This window comes from Anaerocolumna aminovalerica (genome assembly GCF_900115365.1).
In the GTDB taxonomy this organism is placed as follows: Bacteria; Bacillota; Clostridia; order Lachnospirales; family Lachnospiraceae; genus Anaerocolumna; species Anaerocolumna aminovalerica.
The window spans coordinates 1-21931 of record NZ_FOWD01000017.1; the positions used below are offsets into that span (position 1 = coordinate 1).

Consider the following 21931-nt stretch of genomic DNA (forward strand, 5'->3'; position numbering starts at 1 on the left):
AGAGCGGTCGTTGGAGTACTTGTTGCCACAGGTAGGGCAAAACTTGGAGTGACAGCGAAACGGAACGAATTTAAGTTCACCACAATGGGAACAGCCGTACATGGCACCGCCAAAGGAAGGATCGCCGCAGTTAATCATCTTTTCAATGTTTTCCATAACAACATGGCGAGGATGAAGAGAATATTTAATTATTTCATAATTGTCATTGAAAATCTTCTGTAATATATTCATATGACTATTATGAAACAGAATGACAAAAAAAGAAACCCCCAGATTCCCCTCATGAATGAGGGGCTAGGGGAGCTGATGTGCCGAAGACACTTTTTTATCTAAACTCAAAATTGCTTAAATATTAAATCTCACGTGTATATTCCTTCAACCAAGCCTGCTCCTCACCAGTCAGATATGGTGACAATTTTTCATACACTTTCTTATGGTATTCATTTAATCTCTTCTTATCAATAGGAGATAAATAGTCTATATCAATAGCATCTAAGTCAATTGGCGCAAAAGTAATAGGTTCAAAATACATGAATTGACCGTATTCATTCTTCTCACCTTTTAAACAAACCAGCTCATTTTCTATACGGATACCGTGGCTTCCTTCGATATATACACCTGGTTCGTTGGTAGTGACCATGCCTTCTTCTAAGACACATCCGTCATCACGTTCCGGTACTTTCTTCCAACGGAAACCATTTGGAGATTCATGAACATTTAACAGATAGCCTACGCCGTGGCCGGTACCGCATTTATAATCCAAGTCCATATCCCAGATTGGGCCTCTTGCCAGAATATCAAGGTTTTGACCAATACAACCATGTAAGAATCTGGCGTTGGACAGATTTAGCATACTCCTTAACACGGCAGTAAAATGAACTTTCTGTTCCTGTGGCACTTCACCAAGAGCCATGGTTCTTGTAATATCGGTAGTTCCTTCATAATATTGTCCGCCGGAATCCACTAATAATAAGCCTTCCGTTTTTAATAGGGCATTGCTGTCCTCATTGGCAGAGTAGTGCATCATGGCTGCGTTTGCCTTATAAGCACAGATAGTATCAAAACTTAATTCAATAAAGCCTTCCTGCTCTTTGCGGCGGGCTTCCAGGTAATCGCTGGCACTGATTTCATTAATTTCTGTTTTGCCGATATTAGTTTTTAACCAATACAAGAATTTAGTGAAGGCAACTCCATCTTTAATATGGGCTTTTTTTAAGTTCTCGATTTCAACCGGATTCTTAACAGCTTTCATAAGAATGGTAGGATTTTTAGTATCAATAACCTTAATATCAGCATTCAGGCTATGATAGATGGCATAATTTACTTTATTGGTATCCAGTAAAATAGTTTCTTTTACTGTAAATGTTTTAACAAATTCATAAATGTCGTTATAATCTTTTACTTCCACATTGTCAGCAGTGAATTGCATCTGAATTTCAGAAGTCAACTTATCTCTATCAACAAATAAGTAAGCCTTATCTAAAGTAACAATGGCATAGGATAACACAACAGGATTGTATTCAATGTCATTTCCTCTGATATTAAAAAGCCATGCAATATCATCCAAAGAAGTGATAATATGCACCGTTGCACCTTGCTTATCCATTTCTTTTCTTAATTCAGAAAGCTTTTCTTTAGAAGATTTGCCGGCATATTTAACATCCAGTAAGAAAGCCGGTTCTTTAGGCAGACTTGGCCTGTCGGTCCAGATGGAATCCACCAAATCCTTCTGGTAAGCGACGGTAACATTTTTATGCACTAATTTCTCTTTTAATTTAATACCAAATCTGGTATTAATAACCCTGCCGTCAAATCCCAGGACACCATTTTCAGGCATTTTGTCTGTCAGAAACTCCTCAATGGATGGAACTCCTTCTTCACCCATTTTGTATAAAGTGATACCGCTGCTCTCAAGCTGTCTTGCAGCCTGTATAAAATATCTTCCGTCAGTCCATAAGCCTGCTTCCTTCAATGTCACCACTAAAGTACCGGCAGACCCTGTAAAACCTGACATATATTTTCTGGCTTTAAAATAATCTCCTACATATTCGGATTCATGAAAATCTGCTGTAGGTATGATATAGGCATCTATGTGATTTTCTGCCATTAAAGCTCTTAAATGATGCACTCTTTCATTTATCATAATTGGTCTCCTTTCGTTGTTGCTGTTAAAAAATGCGGCATATGGCATTTTGTGGCGCATATGTCGCAAAAATCCTTTTATTTATGAAACCTTAAAATGCATAAGTTATATAACAATCAGTCTGTTAATTTCTATTACATCTTTTCTGGCTCGTCGTAAACCTCTCCAAATAATTCAACAGTAACTTTCTTCATTACCTGCGGTTCTAATGGACGATCGGAATAATCTGTTTTAACATCTGCAATCTGATTTACCACTTCCATACCTTCAGTAACTTTACCAAATGCAGCGTAGGAACCATCTAGGTGTGGTGCATCCTTGTGCATAATAAAGAATTGAGAACCTGCTGAATTAGGCATCTGTGATCTGGCCATGGAAATCACACCAGCAGTATGTTTTAGATTATTTTCGAAATGATTGTAGGAAAATTCACCTTTTATACTATATCCAGGGCCGCCCATTCCGCTTCCTTCCGGGTCTCCTCCCTGAACCATAAAGCCGCGAATCACTCTATGGAAGATAAGACCGTCATAGAAATTTTTTTGTACCAAAGAAATAAAGTTCTTTACTGTGTTTGGAGCAATGTCAGGGTATAATTCCATTTTAATAATACTTCCATTCTCCATTTCAATTGTTACAATAGGATTTGTCGTTGCCATTTTTTTGTATCCTTTCTTTATGAAATGTCTGTTGGACAATTATAACATATATTCTCAAATGTGTCTAATAAATTAATTTTGTAACTTTCTTAATTAAATGTACATATTGCTAATAAATGAAAATTAACCCTTGCATTTTGTATATCCGAGTAATATAATAGGAATTGAATTAGTAGGAAATGAATTAGTGGGATATAATATAAGTAAAATATCTATATTCCGACTTAATAACAGATATATTGAATTAATAAAATACAGAATAAAAAATAAAGAAAGTTTGAGGTGTTGATATGTCTGGTAATTTATTGGATATTAACAATCTGCAAGTTCGTGTAGAAGATAAAGTAATATTAAAGGATTTAAATCTTACCATTAAAGAAGGAGAAGTTCACGTTATAATGGGACCCAATGGTGCCGGTAAATCCACGTTAGGATATACCATAATGGGACATCCAGGATATGGGGTGGACAAGGGAAATCTCATATTTGAAGGTGAAGACATTACGGATTACAAAACTGATGCCAGAGCTAAGAAAGGAATCTTTTTATCTTTTCAGAATCCGGAAGAGCTATCCGGGGTTACTCTTGAGAATTTTACAAGAACTTCAAAGAATACGGTAACCGGAGAACAAGCCCGCTTTATGACATTTCGTAAAGAACTTTATGGTGTAATGGAAGCTTTGGACATGGATAAGGATTATGCAAACAGGTATTTGAATGTAGGATTCTCAGGGGGGGAAAAGAAGAAATCAGAGATTTTACAGATGCTTATGTTACAGCCTAAACTGGCAATTCTTGACGAAACCGATTCCGGACTGGATGTGGATGCTGTTCGGCTGGTTTCTAAAGGGGTAGAAGCATTTAAGAATGACAGCAATTCCCTATTGATCATCACCCATAATACAAAGATACTGGAATATTTATCTGTTGACTATGTTCATATTCTGGTGGAGGGTAAGATCGTAAAATCCGGTGATCGTTCCTTAATCAAAAAAATCAATGAAAACGGATATAAAGATTTTATAACCTCGGATTTAAGTGCGTAAGGAGGTTACCTATGGATAATTTAGAAAAGAATACAACTAGTAAAAAGACCTTTGTAGAAGATGTAGATCGAAGTATATATGATGTGAAGGATAAAGTAAATGCTTCTTATCAAAGCCACAAAGGACTTACCCCTGAAATTGTTGATGAAATATCACGTGAAAAAAATGACCCGGAATGGATGCGGGAATTCAGGCAGAATGCATTAAATTTATATAACAGTATACAACTGCCGAAATGGGGACCAAACTTAGATGAACTGAATATGAATGATATTGTAACTTATGTTCGTCCAAATACAGCCATGCAGGCTAAGTGGGAAGAGGTACCTTCTGATATAAAGAATACGTTTGAGAGACTGGGTATTCCTCAGGCAGAACGAATGTCACTTGCCGGGGTTGGTGCCCAATACGACTCCGAAGTAGTTTATCATAATGTAAGGGAAGAAGTTAAAAGTCAGGGAGTTATTTATACGGACATGGAAAGTGCTCTAAGGGAGCATGAAGATATGGTTCGTTCTCACTTTATGAAATTGGTTCCCCCAAATGATCATAAATTTGCAGCGTTACATGGAGCGGTTTGGTCCGGTGGGTCTTTCGTATATGTACCCCCAGGGGTTAAAGTTGAGATCCCGCTGCAATCTTACTTTAGACTGAATGCTCCCGGTGCAGGCCAGTTTGAACATACTTTAATCATAGTGGATAAAGGTGCGGATTTGCATTTTATTGAAGGATGTTCTGCACCAAAATATAATGTAGCCAATTTACATGCAGGCTGTGTGGAACTATACGTGGAAGAAGGAGCAAGACTTCGCTATTCCACCATTGAGAACTGGTCCAAGAATATGTTTAATCTAAATACCAAGAGAGCGGTGGTAGAAAAAGAGGGAAAGATTGAATGGGTATCCGGTTCCTTCGGTTCTCATATCTCTTACCTTTACCCAATGAGTATTCTAAAAGGAGAAAATTCTAAGATGGAATACACGGGTATTACCTTTGCAGGTAAGGGGCAGAACCTGGATACGGGAGTAAAAGTAGTTCATGGGGCACCAAATACATCTTCCATTATGAATTCCAAATCCATCTCTAAAGATGGTGGTGCCAGTACCTTCCGCAGTGCAATCCGTATAGCATCCAATGCGGTTGGCTCTAAATCGGCAGTATCCTGCGAATCATTGATGTTAGACGACAATTCTCGTTCCGATACCATACCGGTTATGGATATTCGTAATGATGAAGTAGATGTAGGCCATGAAGCAAAAATCGGAAGAATCAGTGATGATACCATATTCTATTTAATGAGCCGTGGAATTAGTGAAGCTGATGCCAGAGCTATGATTGTAAGCGGATTTGCAGAGCCTATTGCAAAAGAACTTCCATTGGAATATGCGGTTGAAATGAATAACTTAATTCGACTTGAGATGGAAGGCACCATTGGTTAAGAGAAAGGAGAGAACCATGAATTTAAATATAGAGCAAGTGAATGCGTTGCCGGTTCGAACCTGGAGCTGGCTTGGTATAAATGATAGAACCATAGAGGAAGAAATACCGGAAATTCTTCCTTATAAAAAAGATCCTTTGATTACAAAGGATATAAATAATGAGAAAGATATTTTATTTGCCATAAATAATGGATCAGGATATAAAGTAGAATTAGACAATGTTGCTACTGATACAGACAAGAATAGCAATGTAAATTACAAAGACATGAATAACAGTATATATTACACAGATGTGAGTAATAATATGAAAAGTAAATACTTAGAAAGTACAAAAGAAAAAGTATCATCCATTCCAACGGGTATGGGAGAAAATACAGCTAATTATATTAAAAACAATAATAATACTGGATTATTTATAAGAATACCTTCCGGTAAAAAATACAAAGAACCTATATTCTTAGAATATGATTTAGATGAAGAAAACAAAACAGTAGTTGACTTGAATACCATATATGCGGAAGAAGACAGTGAAGTAACAGTAGTGATGCATTACAAATCAAAAAAAGGCATTCCCGCTTTTCACAGTGGTTTAACTTATCTTTTTGCAGAGAAAAATGCAATCATTAATTTACTACAAATACAATTATTAAGTGAAGATGCACTTCATTTAAATGATATAGGAGCAGTTATCGAAAACGGGGGAGTCATTAACCTGGTTCATACAGAGTTAGGCGGTAGTAAAGCTTACAACGGTTGTAAAGCTGATTTGAAGGGAAGTAACAGTAAGATTAATATAGAAACAATATATTTTGGAGATAAAAATAGATCCATTGATATGAATTATGTAATGAATCACTATGGCAAGAACTCTAACAGCCAGATTCATGTAAATGGTGCATTATTAGACCAAAGCAGTAAAACATTTCGAGGAACCATTGATTTTAAAAAGGGAGCAGCTGGTTCTATAGGCCAAGAAGAGGAATATAACCTGTTATTTAGCCCCCAAATAAGAAACTTGACAGCACCTCTAATCCTTTGTGAGGAAGAGAATGTAGAAGGAAAACATGGAGCTAACAGCGGTAAGATTGATGAAAATAAATTATTTTATATGATGTCAAGAGGCCTGGATGAATTATCTGCCAAAAAACTAATGATTGAAGCAGCCTTTCGTCCTGCAATGGAGCAAATTCCTTTTACTAACTTACAAGACCAAATATCTGAATATGTGAAAGAGAGGTTGAATAACATTGAATCCATATAGAAGTGATTTTCCAATATTAAATACCAAAATAAATGATAAAGATTTAGTTTACTTTGATAATGCAGCAACCACACAAAAGCCGGTAGCTGTAATCGAAGCTATAAGCAAATATTATCAGGAACAGAATGCTAATCCTTATCGAGGTTTATACGGATTAAGCGTAGAATCAACGAATGCTTATGAAGGAGCTCGCCAAACTGTTGCTGATTTTATAGGGGCTAAAAGTTCCAAAGAAATTATATTTACAAGAAATGCAACAGAATCATTAAACCTCATAGCAAATACTTATGGCAGAATGGTACTAAAAGAGGGAGATCAAGTAGTTGCCTCAATCTCTGAGCATCATAGTAATATACTACCTTGGCAGCAGATTACGAAAGAAAAAGGTGCAGTATTATCCTATCTATATTTAAATGAAACAGGACATATAACAGAAGATGAAATAGAACAAAAGATTACAGGAAACACCAAAATCGTTACCGTAGCACATGTATCCAATGTGTTAGGAACCATTCATCCGGTTGAATCCATTATTAAGAGAGCTCATGAAGTAGGAGCAGTTGTTGTATTAGACTGTGCCCAAAGTATTCCTCATTACCAAGTAAATGTGCAGGAATTGGATGCTGATTTTATCGTATTTTGCGGACATAAAATGTTAGGCCCAATGGGAGTTGGAGTTCTTTATGGAAAAGAAAATCTGTTAAATGAAATGCCCCCTTTCTTAACCGGTGGCGAAATGATTGAATATGTTTATGAACAGACAGCAACCTTTGCTCCCCTTCCTAATAAATTCGAAGCAGGAACACCTAACGTTGGCGCAGCAGTTGGCTTAAAAGCAGCCATCAATTATATTCAAAAAGTTGGATATGATAATATTAAGAAAATAGAAGATGAATTAACTGATTATGCATTAACGAAAATGAAAGAGATACCCCATATTACCATATACGGTGAAACTGACATCACCAAAGAAAGATGTGGTGTGATATCCTTTAATGTAGATGATGTACATCCACATGATGTGGCGTCCATCTTAGATGCCGATGGAATAGCCATTCGTGCAGGTCATCATTGTGCGCAGCCTCTTATGAAGTATATGAAAGTGGCAGCAACCTGTAGAGCAAGTTTATACTTTTATAATACAAAAGAAGAAATAGACATATTTATCAATAGTTTAAATAAAGTCAGGAGGTGGCTGGGATATGGGGATTGAACAAATATATAACGAAGTATTAACGGAGCACACCACATCCAGTCGAAACAAACACCATATTAATAATCCAACCCACGTATGTAAAGGGGTAAACCCCAGCTGTGGTGATGAGATTGAATTAGAAATACGTGAAAAAGACGGAATTATAGAAGATGCTGCCTTTACAGGTGTAGGTTGTGCCATCTCCCAGGCCTCTGCTTCTATTATGATTGACTTAATTAAAGGTAAACCTGTAGAGGAATCCTTGGAATTAGCTAAGACTTTCTTTGGAATGATCAAACGGGAAATTACGGATGAAAAACAATTAGAAATATTAGAAGACGCCATTGTATTAAAAGATATTGGTCATATGCCTGCCAGGGTAAAATGTGCGGTACTGGGCTGGCATACCTTAGAGGATGTTGTTGGTAAAGAAAAATAGGTGCAAGGCACCTATTTTTTTATTAAAAACAATATGTATTTATTAAAGTCTTTTTAAGAGCCCTCTGCTCTACAAATATAAGGATAAATTTGAAAAGATTTTATTGGATATTTCAATTAATTACTTTAGAAATGTATTTTACAATGATATCTTTTATTTTGTCCCAATCATACTCTTGTTAAGGAAAAATATCATCAATATTATTTACAACATTTGCTACTGGGAAACCTTTATTCATAATATTTGATGCAGAAATACACAGAACTTTCATCATACACCTCCAATGCATATATATTTTTCCTTAAATGATTCAACAAAGAAAGTTAGATACTACTTAATGCAGATATATTAGATTCAAATACTTATTAAGATGGCATAATAGAACCTACTTTTCCTAAATTCTATTATATCACAACAAAGAACATATGTTCAATGCCGATAATATTACCCCCATTAGGCGGTCTCACCAGCGGCCTGTAATATAATAAGGCTGCCTTATTAAGACAGCCTTAAAATAATACTATGGGCACACTCCCTATAGCAACACCAGATAAATTAATCTTCCAAAGAGATTACAGATACAGGGCAGCTGTCTCTGGCTTCCTCTGCTGCGGATACATCACCTTCCGGAACCTCATCCACATATACTTCTGCAACTCCTGCATCACCCATTTGGAATACTGATGGGCAGGTGTCTGCACAAAGACCGCATCCAATACAGCCATCTTGATCTATAAAAGCTTTCATATATAATTCCTCCATTCTATGTAAGTATACTGGTTAAAATATGGTTACCAGATATCAACATTTTATCAGATGGTACTATAATTTTCAATAATAAAAGTATTTGTGGCATTGAAATATTAATATGGGAATAGTACTAATTCTTCATAAGACCTAACATATCAAAACCTGTAAGCAAGACTTTCCTTTTCTGCTCTGATTTGGATCTTTATAATCGGGATTAGTTTAAAGTACATATTTTTTATTATAATCAGCATAATAAATAAGATAAAAATAGTAGTGTCAGATTCTCATGGTAAGGCTATATTATAAATAATTTCTATTCATTATTCGAAACCTGTGATAAAATAGAATAATGTAACAAAAGATGAAGATAATGACAAATTAAATAAAGTTATAGCAGTACAAAAGCTTATAAGGAGGTATTATATGGCTGCATTTGAAGAATTATATCGTAAATTAGTAAAAGAATCCCTGGAAACCAATGGATCACCCCAATTATCAACGGAATATGATCCCCATCATTTAGATTGCTTATTATATCCTGAAAAATATGGATCTGTAATTCATATAGGTAATTGTGAATGTCCGATCGATGGGCCTGCCAAATGCTCAGAAAGCTGTATATTTGACGCGATTACAAAGGATGAAGACGGGGTTATTCGTATAGATAAAGAAAAATGTGTAGGCTGTTATGCCTGTATTGACAACTGTGATTCCAAGAAATTAACGGCAAGCCGTGACATATTACCTGCCTTAGATGCCATGCGCAAGGCGAAAGGCCCGGTATATGCTTTGATTGCACCTGCATTTTTAGGACAATTCAGTAATGATGTTACACCGGGGAAGTTACGTACAGCTTTTAAGAAACTTGGATTTGACGGTATGATTGAAGTTGCTTTATTTGCAGATATATTAACCCTGAAAGAAGCCTTGGAATTTGATAAAAATATTCTTACTGAAGCAGATTATCAATTAACCAGTTGTTGCTGCCCCATCTGGATTGGTATGATTCGTAAAATTTATCATGAATTAATGCCTCATGTACCGGGCGCTGTTTCACCAATGGTGGCAGCAGGGCGTACCATAAAGACACTGCACCCGGATGCACTTACCATGTTTATTGGACCTTGTATTGCGAAAAAAGCGGAAGCAAAGGAAAAAGACATAGCAGATGCAGTGGATTTCGTACTTACTTTCCAGGAAGTGCAGGATATATTTGAATTTGCCAATATTGATCCGGCCAAGATGGAAGAAAGTGAAAAAGATCATTCCTCCAGAGCCGGAAGAATCTATGCCAGAACGGGAGGAGTCAGTGAAGCAGTATCCAGTACAGTGAAGCGCCTGAACCCTGATCGTAAAATTACGGTACGTACCAGACAGGCAGACGGGGTACCGGCCTGCCGTGAAATGATTGCACAAATACAAAAGGGTGAGATTCAGGCTAACTTCTATGAAGGCATGGGATGTGTAGGGGGGTGTGTTGGCGGACCAAAAGTAATGATTGACCGTAACCTTGGACGTGAAAATGTAATTCAATATGGAGAAGATGCCAGTTATCCTACACCAATAGATAATCCTTACGTTATCGAACTCCTCCATAGATTGGGATTAGATACCGTGGAAAGTCTGCTGGAAAAAAGTGATATATTTACCCGGTATTTTTAACAAATATCTTGGGAGTTGTAAACTTTCCTCCAAGACAGATTGCAGATTTTATTCAGAGGCACTTGTACTTGGTGTTTATTTCAAAAATGGAGTTATTTTATATCTCCTCAACAAAAGGTCGAAAAAGGTGACAAACTGGGATAACCTTTGCTTCCAATAAAGACTCTTTTAATACCAACTCTTTCATGGTAACTGTGACTTTGTCACAGTTACCATGTTGATTATGTGATATTATAAACATATATTAAAAACCAATATAATTAATTGAAATAAGCAGACATTTTATTTCTGACCGGTTGATTTTTTATAAGAAAGAGAGGGTTAATATGAGCAAAGTAATTATTGTTGGCGGGGTTGCTGGAGGAGCTTCTGCCGCTGCACGTCTTAGGAGATTAGACGAAAAAGCAGAAATAATTATGTTCGAGAAAGGAGAATACATCTCCTTTGCAAACTGTGGATTACCTTATTATATAGGTGGAGAAATTACGGAAAAAGAAGCATTGACATTACAAACACCGGAAAGTTTTCATGGCAGATTTAATGTGGATGTTAGAGTGTTACAGGAAGTAATATCCATTGATGTAAATAAAAAACTGGTTAGGGTTAAGAACCTTAAAACCAATGAAACTTATGAAGAAACTTATGATAAGCTATTACTATCCCCCGGTGCAGCACCTGCAAAACCGAATATAAAAGGCGGGGATAATGAAAAAGTATTTACCCTTCGTAATATACCGGATACCTATAGAATTAAGGATTATGCAGATAAAAGACATGTAAAAAGCGCAGTGATAGTAGGCGGCGGTTATATTGGAGTTGAGATGGCAGATAATCTTCATGCCGCCGGCCTTAAAGTTACCATAGTAGAATTTGCAGATCATGTAATAGCACCCATTGACTATGATATGGCCTGTGAAGTTCATAATCATATCCGTAGTAAAGGTGTGAATCTAATTCTAAAAGATGGTGTGAAGGAGATCAGAGACCAGGGAGAACAGTTAAAAGTAATCCTTGGGAATGGTGAAATCATAACCGATATGGTAATTATGTCTGTTGGTGTCAGACCGGAAAGTACATTAGCCAAAGATGCAGGTCTGGAAGTAAGTCCTAAGGGTGCAATTATAGTGAATGCCAATATGCAGACCTCTAATAGGGATATTTATGCAGTTGGTGATGCAATCCAGATTAAAGATTTTGTTACAGGTGATGATGGATATATTCCTTTGGCAGGACCCGCCAATAAACAAGGAAGAATTGCAGCAGAGAATATAGTTGGAATTTCAAGCACTTATAAGGGAACTCAGGGAACAGGAATTCTGAAATGTTTTGATTTAACAATAGCCAATACAGGAATAACCGAGGCAAGAGCAAAGGAATTGAATTTAAATTATGAAAAATCCTTTACTTATTCTGCTTCACATGCCTCCTATTATCCCGGTGCAGTAAATATGTCAATTAAACTTATCTTTGATAAAGACAGTGGCAAGATTTTAGGTGCTCAGATAGTTGGCTATGAAGGAACAGATAAGAGACTGGATGTTATTGCAACTGCTATAAGAGCAGGAATGACCATATATGATTTGACAGAATTAGAGCTGGCATATGCACCACCATTCTCATCAGCAAAAGATCCGGTTAACATGGCAGGTTTTGTGGCAGAGAATATAATGACCGGAAAGGTAAAAAACTTCCACTGGAATGAGGTAAAAGACTTGCCAAGAGACGGCAGCGTTAGTTTACTGGATGTTCGTACTAATATGGAGTATGAAAATGGTTCTATAGATGGATTTATGAATATCCCCTTAGATGACTTACGTGAGAAACTGCACATATTAGATAAGTCAAAACCGGTGTACGTAACCTGTCAGATTGGCCTTCGGGGATATCTTGCCTGCCGTATATTAGAACAGAACGGATATGAATGCTACAATTTATCAGGCGGATATCGTTTATATAACACTATTTACTATAATAAACCAATGATTGTACGTGACGAAGAAAGAATGGTACCGGATAAACTGGAAGCTGCCTCTGTATCTGATAAACCGGTAAATAAACTTGAGATTAATGCTTGTGGCCTTCAATGCCCCGGGCCGATTATGAAGTTATCAGAGGCAATAAAAAAGGCAGAGAATGATGACGTAATAGAAATAACTACTACGGATCAGGCATTTGCAGCAGATGTTGAGGCTTGGTGCAGAAGAACTGGGAATACCTTCCTGGGTATTGCATCTGAAAAGGGAATAACTAAAGCTTCTGTCAAAAAAGGATGTGTAAATACCAAATCAGGAGGAGATTGCAGTACTCCCCCTTCAGAAGGAAATAACAAAAATATTATTGTGTTTTCAGGAGATTTAGATAAAGCAATTGCCTCTTTTGTAATAGCCAATGCAGCTGCAGCTATGGGACGAAAAGTAAGCATGTTCTTTACTTTCTGGGGATTGAATATTTTAAGAAAACCAACAAAAGTTTCTGTAAAAAAAGATTTTATGAGCAAAATGTTTGGATTTATGATGCCTAGAGGAAGTAAAAAATTATCTTTATCAAAGATGAATATGGCAGGTATGGGCCCAAAAATGATTCGAAATGTAATGAAAAATAAAAATGTGGAGAGTTTGGAGAGCTTGATTCAAGCTGCAATGGACAACGGAATCGAATTGATTGCCTGTACCATGAGTATGGATGTAATGGGAATTAAAATGGAAGAATTAATAGACGGTGTAAAACCTGGCGGCGCGGCAGCAATGCTTGCTAATGCAGAAGAATCGGATATGTCCTTATTCATATCCTGATTGTTGGATAGGTTTGAAACAGATGAAATCATTTGTACAAAGCATAAGATGAAAGAATTAGAAGGAATTATAAAATAAACCATGAAGGCAGTCATTTTTAAGCGTGAATTCAGCTATACTGAATTTTAAATGAAGAACTCTCATTATAAAGGTGAAGTTGTAAAAAATTCAGTTGTGCTGAATTTATGCTTAAGAATAAAAGTTTTTGGAAGTAGCCATATTAGAATAGGTATGAATAAAAGTTTAGCATAATTAAAATAGCTTGATAAATACATTATTATGGTATAGAATGGTAAACAGTAAACATCTATTACAAAATTGAATATAATTCAATAAAATTGATGCGTTATGATATATCCTGTATTTGGGCACTTGGGGTATAGATAGCAAGTAGTGCAACCGGCGATTTTATGTTACTTTATTAAGGGACATTTATTTTACGTTTTGTAAAATAAATATCTCTTTCCTTTGCATTCCTTTCTTGCATAAGCCCCATGATTTTAGAAAATAATATATGTATTATTTTATTCCGAGTAAACAGACAGGATAGTCGGATTTTTTATTGTTCTTATTTAGTCAACATTAGAGTGTTAGATAGGAGAATACAATGGGACAAAATTATGCAAGTTTTCATATTATTGCAGAAAATACAAAGGAAACGCTAAAACAGGTGGAGCAATATTTCAGCAATGATACCACCTCCAATAATAAGGGTAATATCCGGGAAAGTTTATCAGAATCTATTTATGATGAATCTATAAATAATAAGTTCAGTCTATTACATTATCTTCAAGATTTATTTGAGAATACCCCTAAATTGATGCTGATAAATAATAAATTCATTTCTGTATATGATGAATCTTACTCTTTAGAGAATATAGAAACAGAAGGAATTAACTTATCAAAATATTTAGAAACCCCGGTTATTGGAACCGGTAATTTCGATGATGATATTTTTAGTATCTTATTATTTCAAAAGGGAAAGATCATTACCCGATATACCATTGGAGAAGGTTTGGAAGAAAACAAATTTAGACAGTGTAACATGGATTTGGATGTATTTAAAAAGGTTACCAATCTAAGTGTAGAAAAACTGGATACTTTATTAAAGGAAGAGGATATTTACGATATAGAAGATGGATTCTCTGAACTTTATAATATTGCGTTAGATTTAACCTATGATGATCTAGCATCTTTTGAAAATAAATTTAAAAAGCTTAAAGAAACCAATTCATATTCTATTTTTGAACTTCTTGTTACATCATGAGAAGATAAGGAATGGCAGTCAAAAGACTGCCATTTCTTTGGTTTTATAACTATATTTTCATGTATTATATAAAAAGAAACTTACATAAAATTTATATATTGTGAAAACAATAATATCACATAGAAAAAGGAGTGCAGAAAAATGGAGATTACTGGTTTAGATAGTAGGAAGGTTTTAAATGACGCAGGAGATAATTACTCCAAAGAAAAAGTTAATTTATTTAACGAAATCCATCAACATTTAATGGAAGATGAAAAACCATCAGACTTTTTAAATAGTTTATCTAATAATCATATATTTCAAGACGTTCCTTTTTCTATGTTATTAAAATTAAAGGAAACAGAACAATCTCCCGTACATCATCCGGAGGGAAATGTATGGAATCATACCATGCTTGTTGTAGAGGAAGCTGCCAAAGTAAGAGGAAACAGTAAGAATCCGGAAGCCTTTATGTGGGCAGCATTATTACATGACTTAGGGAAACCGGATACAACAAGAAAGAGAAAAGGAAGAATTACTGCATATGATCATGATAGAGTAGGAGCAGAATTAACTAAAAGATTTTTGTCTTATTTTCCTTGTAAAGAAGAGTTTGTTAATGATGTAGTAAGCCTTGTAAGATATCATATGCATATATTGTATGTCACCAAAGATTTACCTTTTGCGAAACCAAAAGAGATGATCCAGCATGTTGATATGAATGAAATAGCTTTATTAGGCTTGTGTGACAGATTGGGAAGAGAAAATGCAGATAAGAATAAAGAGGAAGAAACCATTCAGTTTTTTCTCACTAAACTTAAAGGATTGAAAGGAATGGCAAAATAATGCGGGAAAGAAAAGATAATAAAGGCAGAAATAATATCAATAAGAAAGATCATCAATTAAAAATTGAGCCTTCAACAGATTGTAGTACCGATAAAACTGAAGATAAAGCAGAAAATAAAATTCAAAATAGAAGTAATAAATAAATTATTATAGATAGCAAAAGACAGTAAAGATTATGAAAAACTGCCATTTGGTATGCACTATATGCACTCCAAATGGCAGTTTTTAAATTAATGCCCTGAAAATGAAAACTGCCTGAATTTATACTCCCATGGCAATTTATTGTTCGATAGCAGTCACAATTAGGATTCTGCTGATAGAAAAAACTATTGAGTTTTGGTGATTTTTAAACCTGAATCCACCAGTTCGTTTACTTTAGTTCCTTCCTTGTCCATATCAGATCCTTCACCGGCACCAGTGGTGTTATCCCTGTTCGTCATGTCTACACCATCTTTTACAGCAGTTCTTTTGGTTGGTGTTCCTTTGTTATCTTTTAACGGCTCCATAGTATTTTCCTCCTTTTTTGATATAGTATTTGTATAAAAGAGATCCGTATACATAAAAATCAAACAAGTATACATAAAAAATAACTTGATTATGTAGTGAATTCGTGATAATACTATAGCTAGGACTAATGAGTAAGTAAAATTATGTAAGCTTATTTCCTGCTGGATTTCAGAATCTTTCATAAAACATTTCACATATTTGCCACAATTTTGTGATATTGTGTAGGATGTACATAAATTAAAATGAGGAAAATAGGCTTTTATAATATAATGGAGGAAGTTATGAGAAAGCGATTTATTACCTTTATAGTCATGTTATTTATGATGATGATTTTTACAGGATGTTCAAAGGATAAACCTAATAATATTATTGTTACACCCCCTTTATTAAATAAGGATAATAAAGAAAAAGAGAAAGAAAAAGTTCCGGAGAAAAAGACAGTAGAAGCAGCTGGCTGGAAGATGGATGTTTTAAATTATAAGATTGCAACTTCATTACATGATATAAAAAAAGATTTAGGAATTAAGAAGATAGACAAGGATATGGCACAAGCAGAAGCAAAAGAAGGATACGAGCTGGTACTTGTGCAGCTTAGTATGGAAAAGATAGACAGTATGGAACAGATTCAATGGGACAAGTTCTATCTGACAGATGATTCGGGCAATACTTATACTAGAATAGAGGATTCTTTTTTATCGGATCTAGGTGTTGCACGTATGACCGGAATGGACCTAAACTTCGGTATTAAAAAAGGCTGGATTATGTTTGAGATAAAAGAGGGGTATAATCAGCTGAGATTAAACTATAAATTTAAAAAAGCTCGTATGGACTGTATTATCTTTGGCGAAGGAACGGTTGAAGAAACAAGTAATACATTACTTCCTACCGAATCTGATTATTTAAAAGACCAGAATTATATTGACGATGCTCTGTTAGATGAAGCCAAGAAAAGCTATAGTCTTGATAATCCACTGATTGTTGTTAATCCTTACGGTAATTCACCTCTTACAGCCATAGCCATATTTAAAACAGAGGAAGAAACTTCTGTAAAACTAACCGTGAAAGGTAAAAAGCCCCAGGATGATATTACTACAGTCTTCGATAAGGAAACTACACATATATTACCTGTTTATGGCTTATATCCTGGTGATACAACAACACTAGTTTTCCTGTTGGATGATGGCAGTGAAAAAACAGTAAGCGTAAAAACGGATAGTATCAAGGCTGATTTGGATACTGGGGTAGTAAAGATTTTGGATAGCAAATATTATAATTATTCCAAATTAACATTCGTATCTTCCGAATCCAGGGAGGACGGGTATGGTATTGCAGCTTATGACAGTGCAGGAGATATAAGATATATTTTAAAAGGATATTCAGACATATTTAAGAGATTAAAAAATGGTAATATTATGGTAGCTTCCTCCAGATTATTAAAAGCACCAAACCATTACACCGGTTTGATTGAAATAGATCTGTGCGGGAAGGTTTACAATGACTATATTATTCCAGGCGGTTATGTAAATGATTTTATGGAACTAAAAAACGGGAATCTTTTAGCCATTGGTAATTCTATAGATCTTAAGACATTGTCCGATCATATTTACGAAATAGACAGAACTACAGGAGAAATTATTTATGATCTTGATATAAAGAATCTTCTGGAACCAATTATGGGAAAAAATATGGATGTTACCCAAGAGGATTGGTTCCAATGTAACGGATTGTGGTATGATAGAAAAAACGATACAATCCTTTTATCCGGCGGCAATGTGAATTCAATTATAGCGGTAAATAAAACGGATAAAACATTAAAGTGGATTATGGGTGATCCGGGAATATGGGAAAATGCAGATCCAAGTCTTTTCTTCACCCCATCGGAAGAAGAATTTCAATGGATATATGCACCTCATCAGATTTCTATGTTATATAATGGAGATATATTGGTATTTGATAATGGTGTGGGCCGTCCTGCATTTGATGAAGAAGGCAAAGACATTGGAGTTTTAACGGGAGAACAGGTTTATTCAAGAGCAGTTATCTACCGTATCAATTTAGCGGATATGACAATCCGTCAGATATGGGATTATGGAAAAGAAAGAGGACAGGAATGGTATTCCTCCTTCCATGGTGGTGCAGAGTTCCAAGACAGAAGAAATTATTTGTTAACATCAGGAGGAAATCTCTTTGATCCAAAGAAAGAGACCTATGATCTAACTAAAGAAGATATTACAGGCAGTGAGAAAACTGCTTATATAACACAGATTAAGAATGACGAAATAATATTTGAATTGAAACTGAATCATTTGATTAACAGAAGTAGTAGAATGGCTATTTACTCCAGAAAGAAAAACTTTGATCCCTCCATAGAGGGTAAATACTTAGGTGATTTAGGTATAACAACAACGGTTCCTTTCGAGAATCTGGATACCAATGCGGGTATAAGTACTAATTATAAGATTAATGTGGTACAGAATCCCGATAGAATTGTTATCGTAGGAACCTGGCCTTTTGTAGCCGAAGACGCTACACTGATTTTAAGAAGAAGTGACGGTAATATTCAAGCATATTCCATCCCGGAATTAATGATTGAGAAAAAAGAAAGTGATACAGTAAACTTTAAAATGTGGTTTTCACCAAAAGGGCTGGAAGAGGCTTCTTATGATATTTATATTCGAAATAATGGAGTTATTTATAATTCCGGTTATAAGATAGAACTATAAGATATTATTATAAAAACAAAAGCAGTGCTGGGTGCTTAAGGCTCCGGCACTGTTTTTGCTTAAAAAAGGGATGTCAGGTACTTAAGAGCCTAACCCTAAGTATTTGCACCCGGTTGCAGGTACTTAGGTGTCTTGCATCCTATAATATTTAATTTAATCCCATCTGTTCGTCAACGGGAAGAGAGAAAGTAATCCCTTTTCCGGGGGAATTTAAACCGGTTGTTTTACATATATTCTCCATTATGGATTTTTTATTTTCTTTTTTGGCAAGTATCAGTACCAGTTCTTTATCTTCCTGAATGGATATTCCTAAGAATTTAGTTGCTTCTTGACTGCCAAGACCTCTTGCATGAACTACGGTTCCTCCTGTTGCACCAACTTCTTTGGCTGCATCCATTACCTGGTCAGAATAACCTTGATTTACGATTGTAACGACTAATTCATATAATTGTTCCTGCTTCATAGGGTTCACCTCATATTTATTTTTTATATCCATACGGTTTTCTTGTTCTGCAATGATTTTACATATAATACTGCTAATACCGGTTACTGCAATTGTAAATGCAATTCCCCTTCCGGGCTTATTGAAATGCATTTTATTTTCTAATAAATCAAATATCTTTGATGTTTTATAATCCGGTATTATACCTATAATAACAAATTTTTTAGTTTCCCCAAGACCTAAGTAATCCAGTATATAAGAACTGGCAGTACCTTGGCCATGGGTAATTAAATTAAAAGGAATATGATTCTCATTAAATAATTTAAGCAATTCCTGCTCATATTCATAATCAATAATAGTTATAAGAGTTTTTAAGACTTTATATTCAGGTGCTTTGTTTTCCATAATTATGACCTTTCTTCCATATCAAAATATATAATTTCATCGGATAAGAGCTGTTCCGGTTTATAAGTATCATTCTCCAGTTTTAAATTACGTCTGGTGCGGAATTTATACAAAAGTCCCAAACCTTGAATGGTTATTAAGGGCGTCATAGCTACCATGGCAACTGTTCCAAATGCATCGGATAATATATTTCCACCTACAGCTTCGCAAGCCCCCATGGCCAGCGGGAGAAGAAAGGTTGCAGTCATTGGCCCGGAAGCAACTCCGCCGGAGTCAAAGGCAATTGCCGTAAATATGTTTGGGACAAAGAAAGTCAAAGTAAGAGCAATTAAATAACCGGGAATAATTAAGTACCAAATGGATATCCCTGTAGATACACGAAGCATAGACAGCCCCACAGATACAGCAACACCAATAGAGAGACTTAATTGCATTGATCTTCCGGATATATTGCCTTCTGAGATGTCTTCCACCTGTTCTTTTAATACGTGAACAGCAGGTTCAGCAGCTACAATAAAAAATCCGATTACCATTCCAAGAGGAATAATTAGCCACCGATAAGGACCGCTAAGCAATTCACTGCCTAAATAGGAGCCGGCAGGCATAAATCCAATGTTTGCCCCTGATAAGAAAAGGACAAGGCCAAGATACGTATAAATTAAACCAATCACAATTTTTAAAACTTGTTTTCGAGGCAGTTTCATTTTAAATATTTGAAAGATAATAAAAAAAGCGATAATTGGCAGCAGCGCTAGTGCTACTTCTTTTATATAAATAGGCATATCAGATAAAAAAGCTTTCAGTACTGCTGAAAAGCTATTGATTTCCGTAATAACATTTTCACCATATTCAGTTGCACCAGGTTTAAAAAAGATACCCAGTAATAATACAGCAAGAATTGGACCAACAGAACATAAGGCTACTAGTCCGAAACTATCTTCCTGAGAAGTTTTATCACTTCTTAGGGAAGCCATACCGATACCAAGAGCCATAATAAATGGTACTGTCATAGGCCCGGTAGTTACTCCTCCAGAGTCAAATGCAACCGGAATAAAATCAGACGGTACAAAAGCTGCTAACAAAAATACAAGTCCATACATAACAATAAATATAACGGAAAGTTTTATCTGAAATAAAGTACGAAGCAGGGCGATTACTAAAAATAAACCTACCCCAAGAGCAACGGACAGGATAATAACCAGATCGGGTACACCGGGAGTTTGTTTTGCTAATACTTGTAAATCAGGTTCGGCTATGGTTATTATTAAACCCATAAAAAAACCTAGAATTACTATAAGTTTAATTTTTCCTGATTTCGCTAGATAAGAACCGATTCTTTCACCGATGAACATCATGGATACATCCGTTCCTAATGTGAATAGTCCCATTCCGATAATTAATAATAAGGAACCTATTATGAACATCATAACAGTACCGAAAGGCATCGGTACAATAGTAAAATTCAATAGTAAAACTATTAAAGTAATTGGTAAGACAGAAGTTAAAGATTCTTTTAACTTCATTAGAAAATTCTTATTCATGTGACACCACCTTTGGAGCTTGGTTAACGAGTTACATTGATGGTATTATATGGATAATACATTAAAATAATCATTTAAACATTGTAAATAGTTAAACATGGAAATATGAAAAAATATCTATCGTTTTCAATACAAAGTTACCTCCTATTACATGTTTTAGAAAAAATGAGCCCCTTCTAGTTAATTGATAGTTATTAGCTGCCCTAATATATATTATTTTATAGGAATATATGAGAATACACAAGATTTATTTGCAAAAATTTTCATTGTTGGAAAATAATCTTAAAACAATTTTCCAGTAAGATAATATAGAATAAAGGTTAGTTTAATACATCACAAAATTCAGGATAAAACATGGTGGAATTTTATGAAACTTTATGAAATTTTGACTTCTCCTATGAATAAATATTGACATCTTATAAGTATTCACCTATACTTGTCGTTATAAATAAATTATGACAATGAGTTTCCAAAAAGAAGCTGTTGCAAAATACTAATTTTGCAGCAGCCTCTTATTTTACGTTATAGGAAACTTGTGAAAAATATGAATGCAAAGGAAGAAATTAATGGAAGTATTAATATATATGTTAATTGGAATAGTAATAGGATTTAAATGGTTTCCGTTGAAACTGAAAAAATGGAATGAGAGAATTCAGGTAATAAGTATTTCTATTCTTATCTTTCTAATGGGAGTTACTTTAGGAAGCAGGCCAAATTTTTTGACTGATTTTTTACATTTGGGACTTGAAAGCCTTTTGCTGGCAATTATCCCAATAATATTTTCAGTACTATTTGTCTATTTTATAACAAAATATTTTTTTAAATAAAATAGGAA

The 21931-nt window shown here is 35.1% G+C and carries 19 protein-coding genes and 1 riboswitch; of the genes, 12 read left to right on the top strand and 7 right to left on the bottom strand.

All coding sequences use genetic code 11. The features are described from left to right. The 3 genes from BM183_RS10720 to BM183_RS10730 form a co-directional block, all read right to left on the bottom strand. A partial coding sequence (locus tag BM183_RS10720; RefSeq protein ID WP_170847962.1) for a transposase zinc-binding domain-containing protein occupies nt 1–231 on the bottom strand: 231 nt, incomplete at its 3' end. A gap of 121 nt (nt 232–352) precedes the next feature. Continuing rightward, nucleotides 353–2143, bottom strand: a complete 1791-nt coding sequence (locus tag BM183_RS10725; RefSeq protein WP_091686849.1) for an aminopeptidase P family protein — start codon at nt 2141–2143, stop codon at nt 353–355. 134 nt (nt 2144–2277) lie between these two features. Beyond that, nucleotides 2278–2802, bottom strand: a complete 525-nt coding sequence (locus tag BM183_RS10730; RefSeq protein WP_091686851.1) for a peptidylprolyl isomerase — start codon at nt 2800–2802, stop codon at nt 2278–2280. 290 nt (nt 2803–3092) lie between these two features. Between BM183_RS10730 and sufC the strand changes: the two genes are divergently transcribed. Genes sufC through sufU form a run of 5 tightly spaced genes read left to right on the top strand, consistent with a single transcriptional unit; the run spans nt 3093 to nt 8182 of the window. Continuing rightward, nucleotides 3093–3848 carry a Fe-S cluster assembly ATPase SufC gene (gene sufC / locus BM183_RS10735; protein ID WP_091686853.1) on the top strand — a complete coding sequence of 252 codons (756 nt, stop codon included), beginning with the start codon at nt 3093–3095 and terminating at the stop codon, nt 3846–3848. A gap of 11 nt (nt 3849–3859) precedes the next feature. Further along, on the top strand, nt 3860–5287 hold the full coding sequence (sufB, locus tag BM183_RS10740; RefSeq protein WP_091686855.1) for a Fe-S cluster assembly protein SufB: 1428 nt from the start codon (nt 3860–3862) through the stop codon (nt 5285–5287). A 16-nt stretch (nt 5288–5303) separates the two neighbouring features. Continuing rightward, nucleotides 5304–6548, top strand: a complete 1245-nt coding sequence (sufD, locus tag BM183_RS10745; protein WP_091686856.1) for a Fe-S cluster assembly protein SufD — start codon at nt 5304–5306, stop codon at nt 6546–6548. Continuing rightward, nucleotides 6529–7761 (top strand): cysteine desulfurase, encoded by a 1233-nt coding sequence (locus tag BM183_RS10750; protein WP_139221513.1) that lies wholly within the window; start codon nt 6529–6531, stop codon nt 7759–7761. Before sufD ends, BM183_RS10750 begins: the two co-directional genes overlap by 20 nt. Next, nucleotides 7751–8182, top strand: a complete 432-nt coding sequence (gene sufU / locus BM183_RS10755) for a Fe-S cluster assembly sulfur transfer protein SufU (RefSeq protein WP_091686860.1) — start codon at nt 7751–7753, stop codon at nt 8180–8182. Before BM183_RS10750 ends, sufU begins: the two co-directional genes overlap by 11 nt. Before the next feature lie 555 nt (nt 8183–8737). Here sufU and BM183_RS10760 read toward each other — a convergent pair. Then, a complete protein-coding gene (locus BM183_RS10760) occupies nt 8738–8929 on the bottom strand; it encodes a ferredoxin (RefSeq protein WP_091686862.1) in 192 nt (63 codons plus the stop codon). Nucleotides 8930–9355: 426 nt separating this feature from the next. Between BM183_RS10760 and BM183_RS10765 the strand changes: the two genes are divergently transcribed. The 5 genes from BM183_RS10765 to BM183_RS20715 all read left to right on the top strand — a co-directional run bounded on the left by BM183_RS10765 (nt 9356) and on the right by BM183_RS20715 (nt 15621). Further along, nucleotides 9356–10594, top strand: a complete 1239-nt coding sequence (locus tag BM183_RS10765) for a [Fe-Fe] hydrogenase large subunit C-terminal domain-containing protein (RefSeq protein ID WP_091686864.1) — start codon at nt 9356–9358, stop codon at nt 10592–10594. A gap of 326 nt (nt 10595–10920) precedes the next feature. Further along, nucleotides 10921–13386, top strand: a complete 2466-nt coding sequence (locus tag BM183_RS10770; RefSeq protein WP_091686866.1) for a DsrE/DsrF/DrsH-like family protein — start codon at nt 10921–10923, stop codon at nt 13384–13386. A 330-nt stretch (nt 13387–13716) separates the two neighbouring features. After that, a riboswitch (cyclic di-GMP riboswitch) is annotated at nt 13717–13800 on the top strand. A gap of 193 nt (nt 13801–13993) precedes the next feature. Then, the gene (locus BM183_RS10775; RefSeq protein ID WP_091686868.1) at nt 13994–14653 is read left to right on the top strand and encodes a hypothetical protein; all 660 of its coding nucleotides are present in this window, start codon (nt 13994–13996) and stop codon (nt 14651–14653) included. A 141-nt stretch (nt 14654–14794) separates the two neighbouring features. Beyond that, complete coding sequence (locus BM183_RS10780) at nt 14795–15478, top strand: HDIG domain-containing metalloprotein (RefSeq protein ID WP_091686869.1); 684 nt, start codon at nt 14795–14797, stop codon at nt 15476–15478. Further along, a complete protein-coding gene (locus tag BM183_RS20715; protein WP_170847963.1) occupies nt 15478–15621 on the top strand; it encodes a hypothetical protein in 144 nt (47 codons plus the stop codon). The genes BM183_RS10780 and BM183_RS20715 overlap by 1 nt, the downstream gene beginning before the upstream one ends. 183 nt (nt 15622–15804) lie before the next feature. Here the strand turns inward: BM183_RS20715 and BM183_RS10785 are convergent, their stop codons facing one another. After that, nucleotides 15805–15984, bottom strand: coding sequence for a hypothetical protein (locus BM183_RS10785; protein ID WP_091686871.1), 180 nt, complete (start codon nt 15982–15984; stop codon nt 15805–15807). Between the two features lie 282 nt (nt 15985–16266). On the opposite strand from BM183_RS10785, the gene BM183_RS10790 reads away from it, so the two are divergent. After that, complete coding sequence (locus tag BM183_RS10790; RefSeq protein WP_170847964.1) at nt 16267–18708, top strand: aryl-sulfate sulfotransferase; 2442 nt, start codon at nt 16267–16269, stop codon at nt 18706–18708. Between the two features lie 148 nt (nt 18709–18856). Here the strand turns inward: BM183_RS10790 and BM183_RS10795 are convergent, their stop codons facing one another. Then, on the bottom strand, nt 18857–19555 hold the full coding sequence (locus BM183_RS10795; protein WP_091686875.1) for a P-II family nitrogen regulator: 699 nt from the start codon (nt 19553–19555) through the stop codon (nt 18857–18859). 2 nt (nt 19556–19557) lie between these two features. After that, complete coding sequence (locus BM183_RS10800; RefSeq protein ID WP_091686877.1) at nt 19558–21096, bottom strand: DUF1538 domain-containing protein; 1539 nt, start codon at nt 21094–21096, stop codon at nt 19558–19560. 566 nt (nt 21097–21662) lie between these two features. On the opposite strand from BM183_RS10800, the gene BM183_RS10805 reads away from it, so the two are divergent. Next, nucleotides 21663–21923, top strand: a complete 261-nt coding sequence (locus tag BM183_RS10805; protein WP_091686878.1) for a LysO family transporter — start codon at nt 21663–21665, stop codon at nt 21921–21923. Nucleotides 21924–21931: the final 8 nt, after the last annotated feature.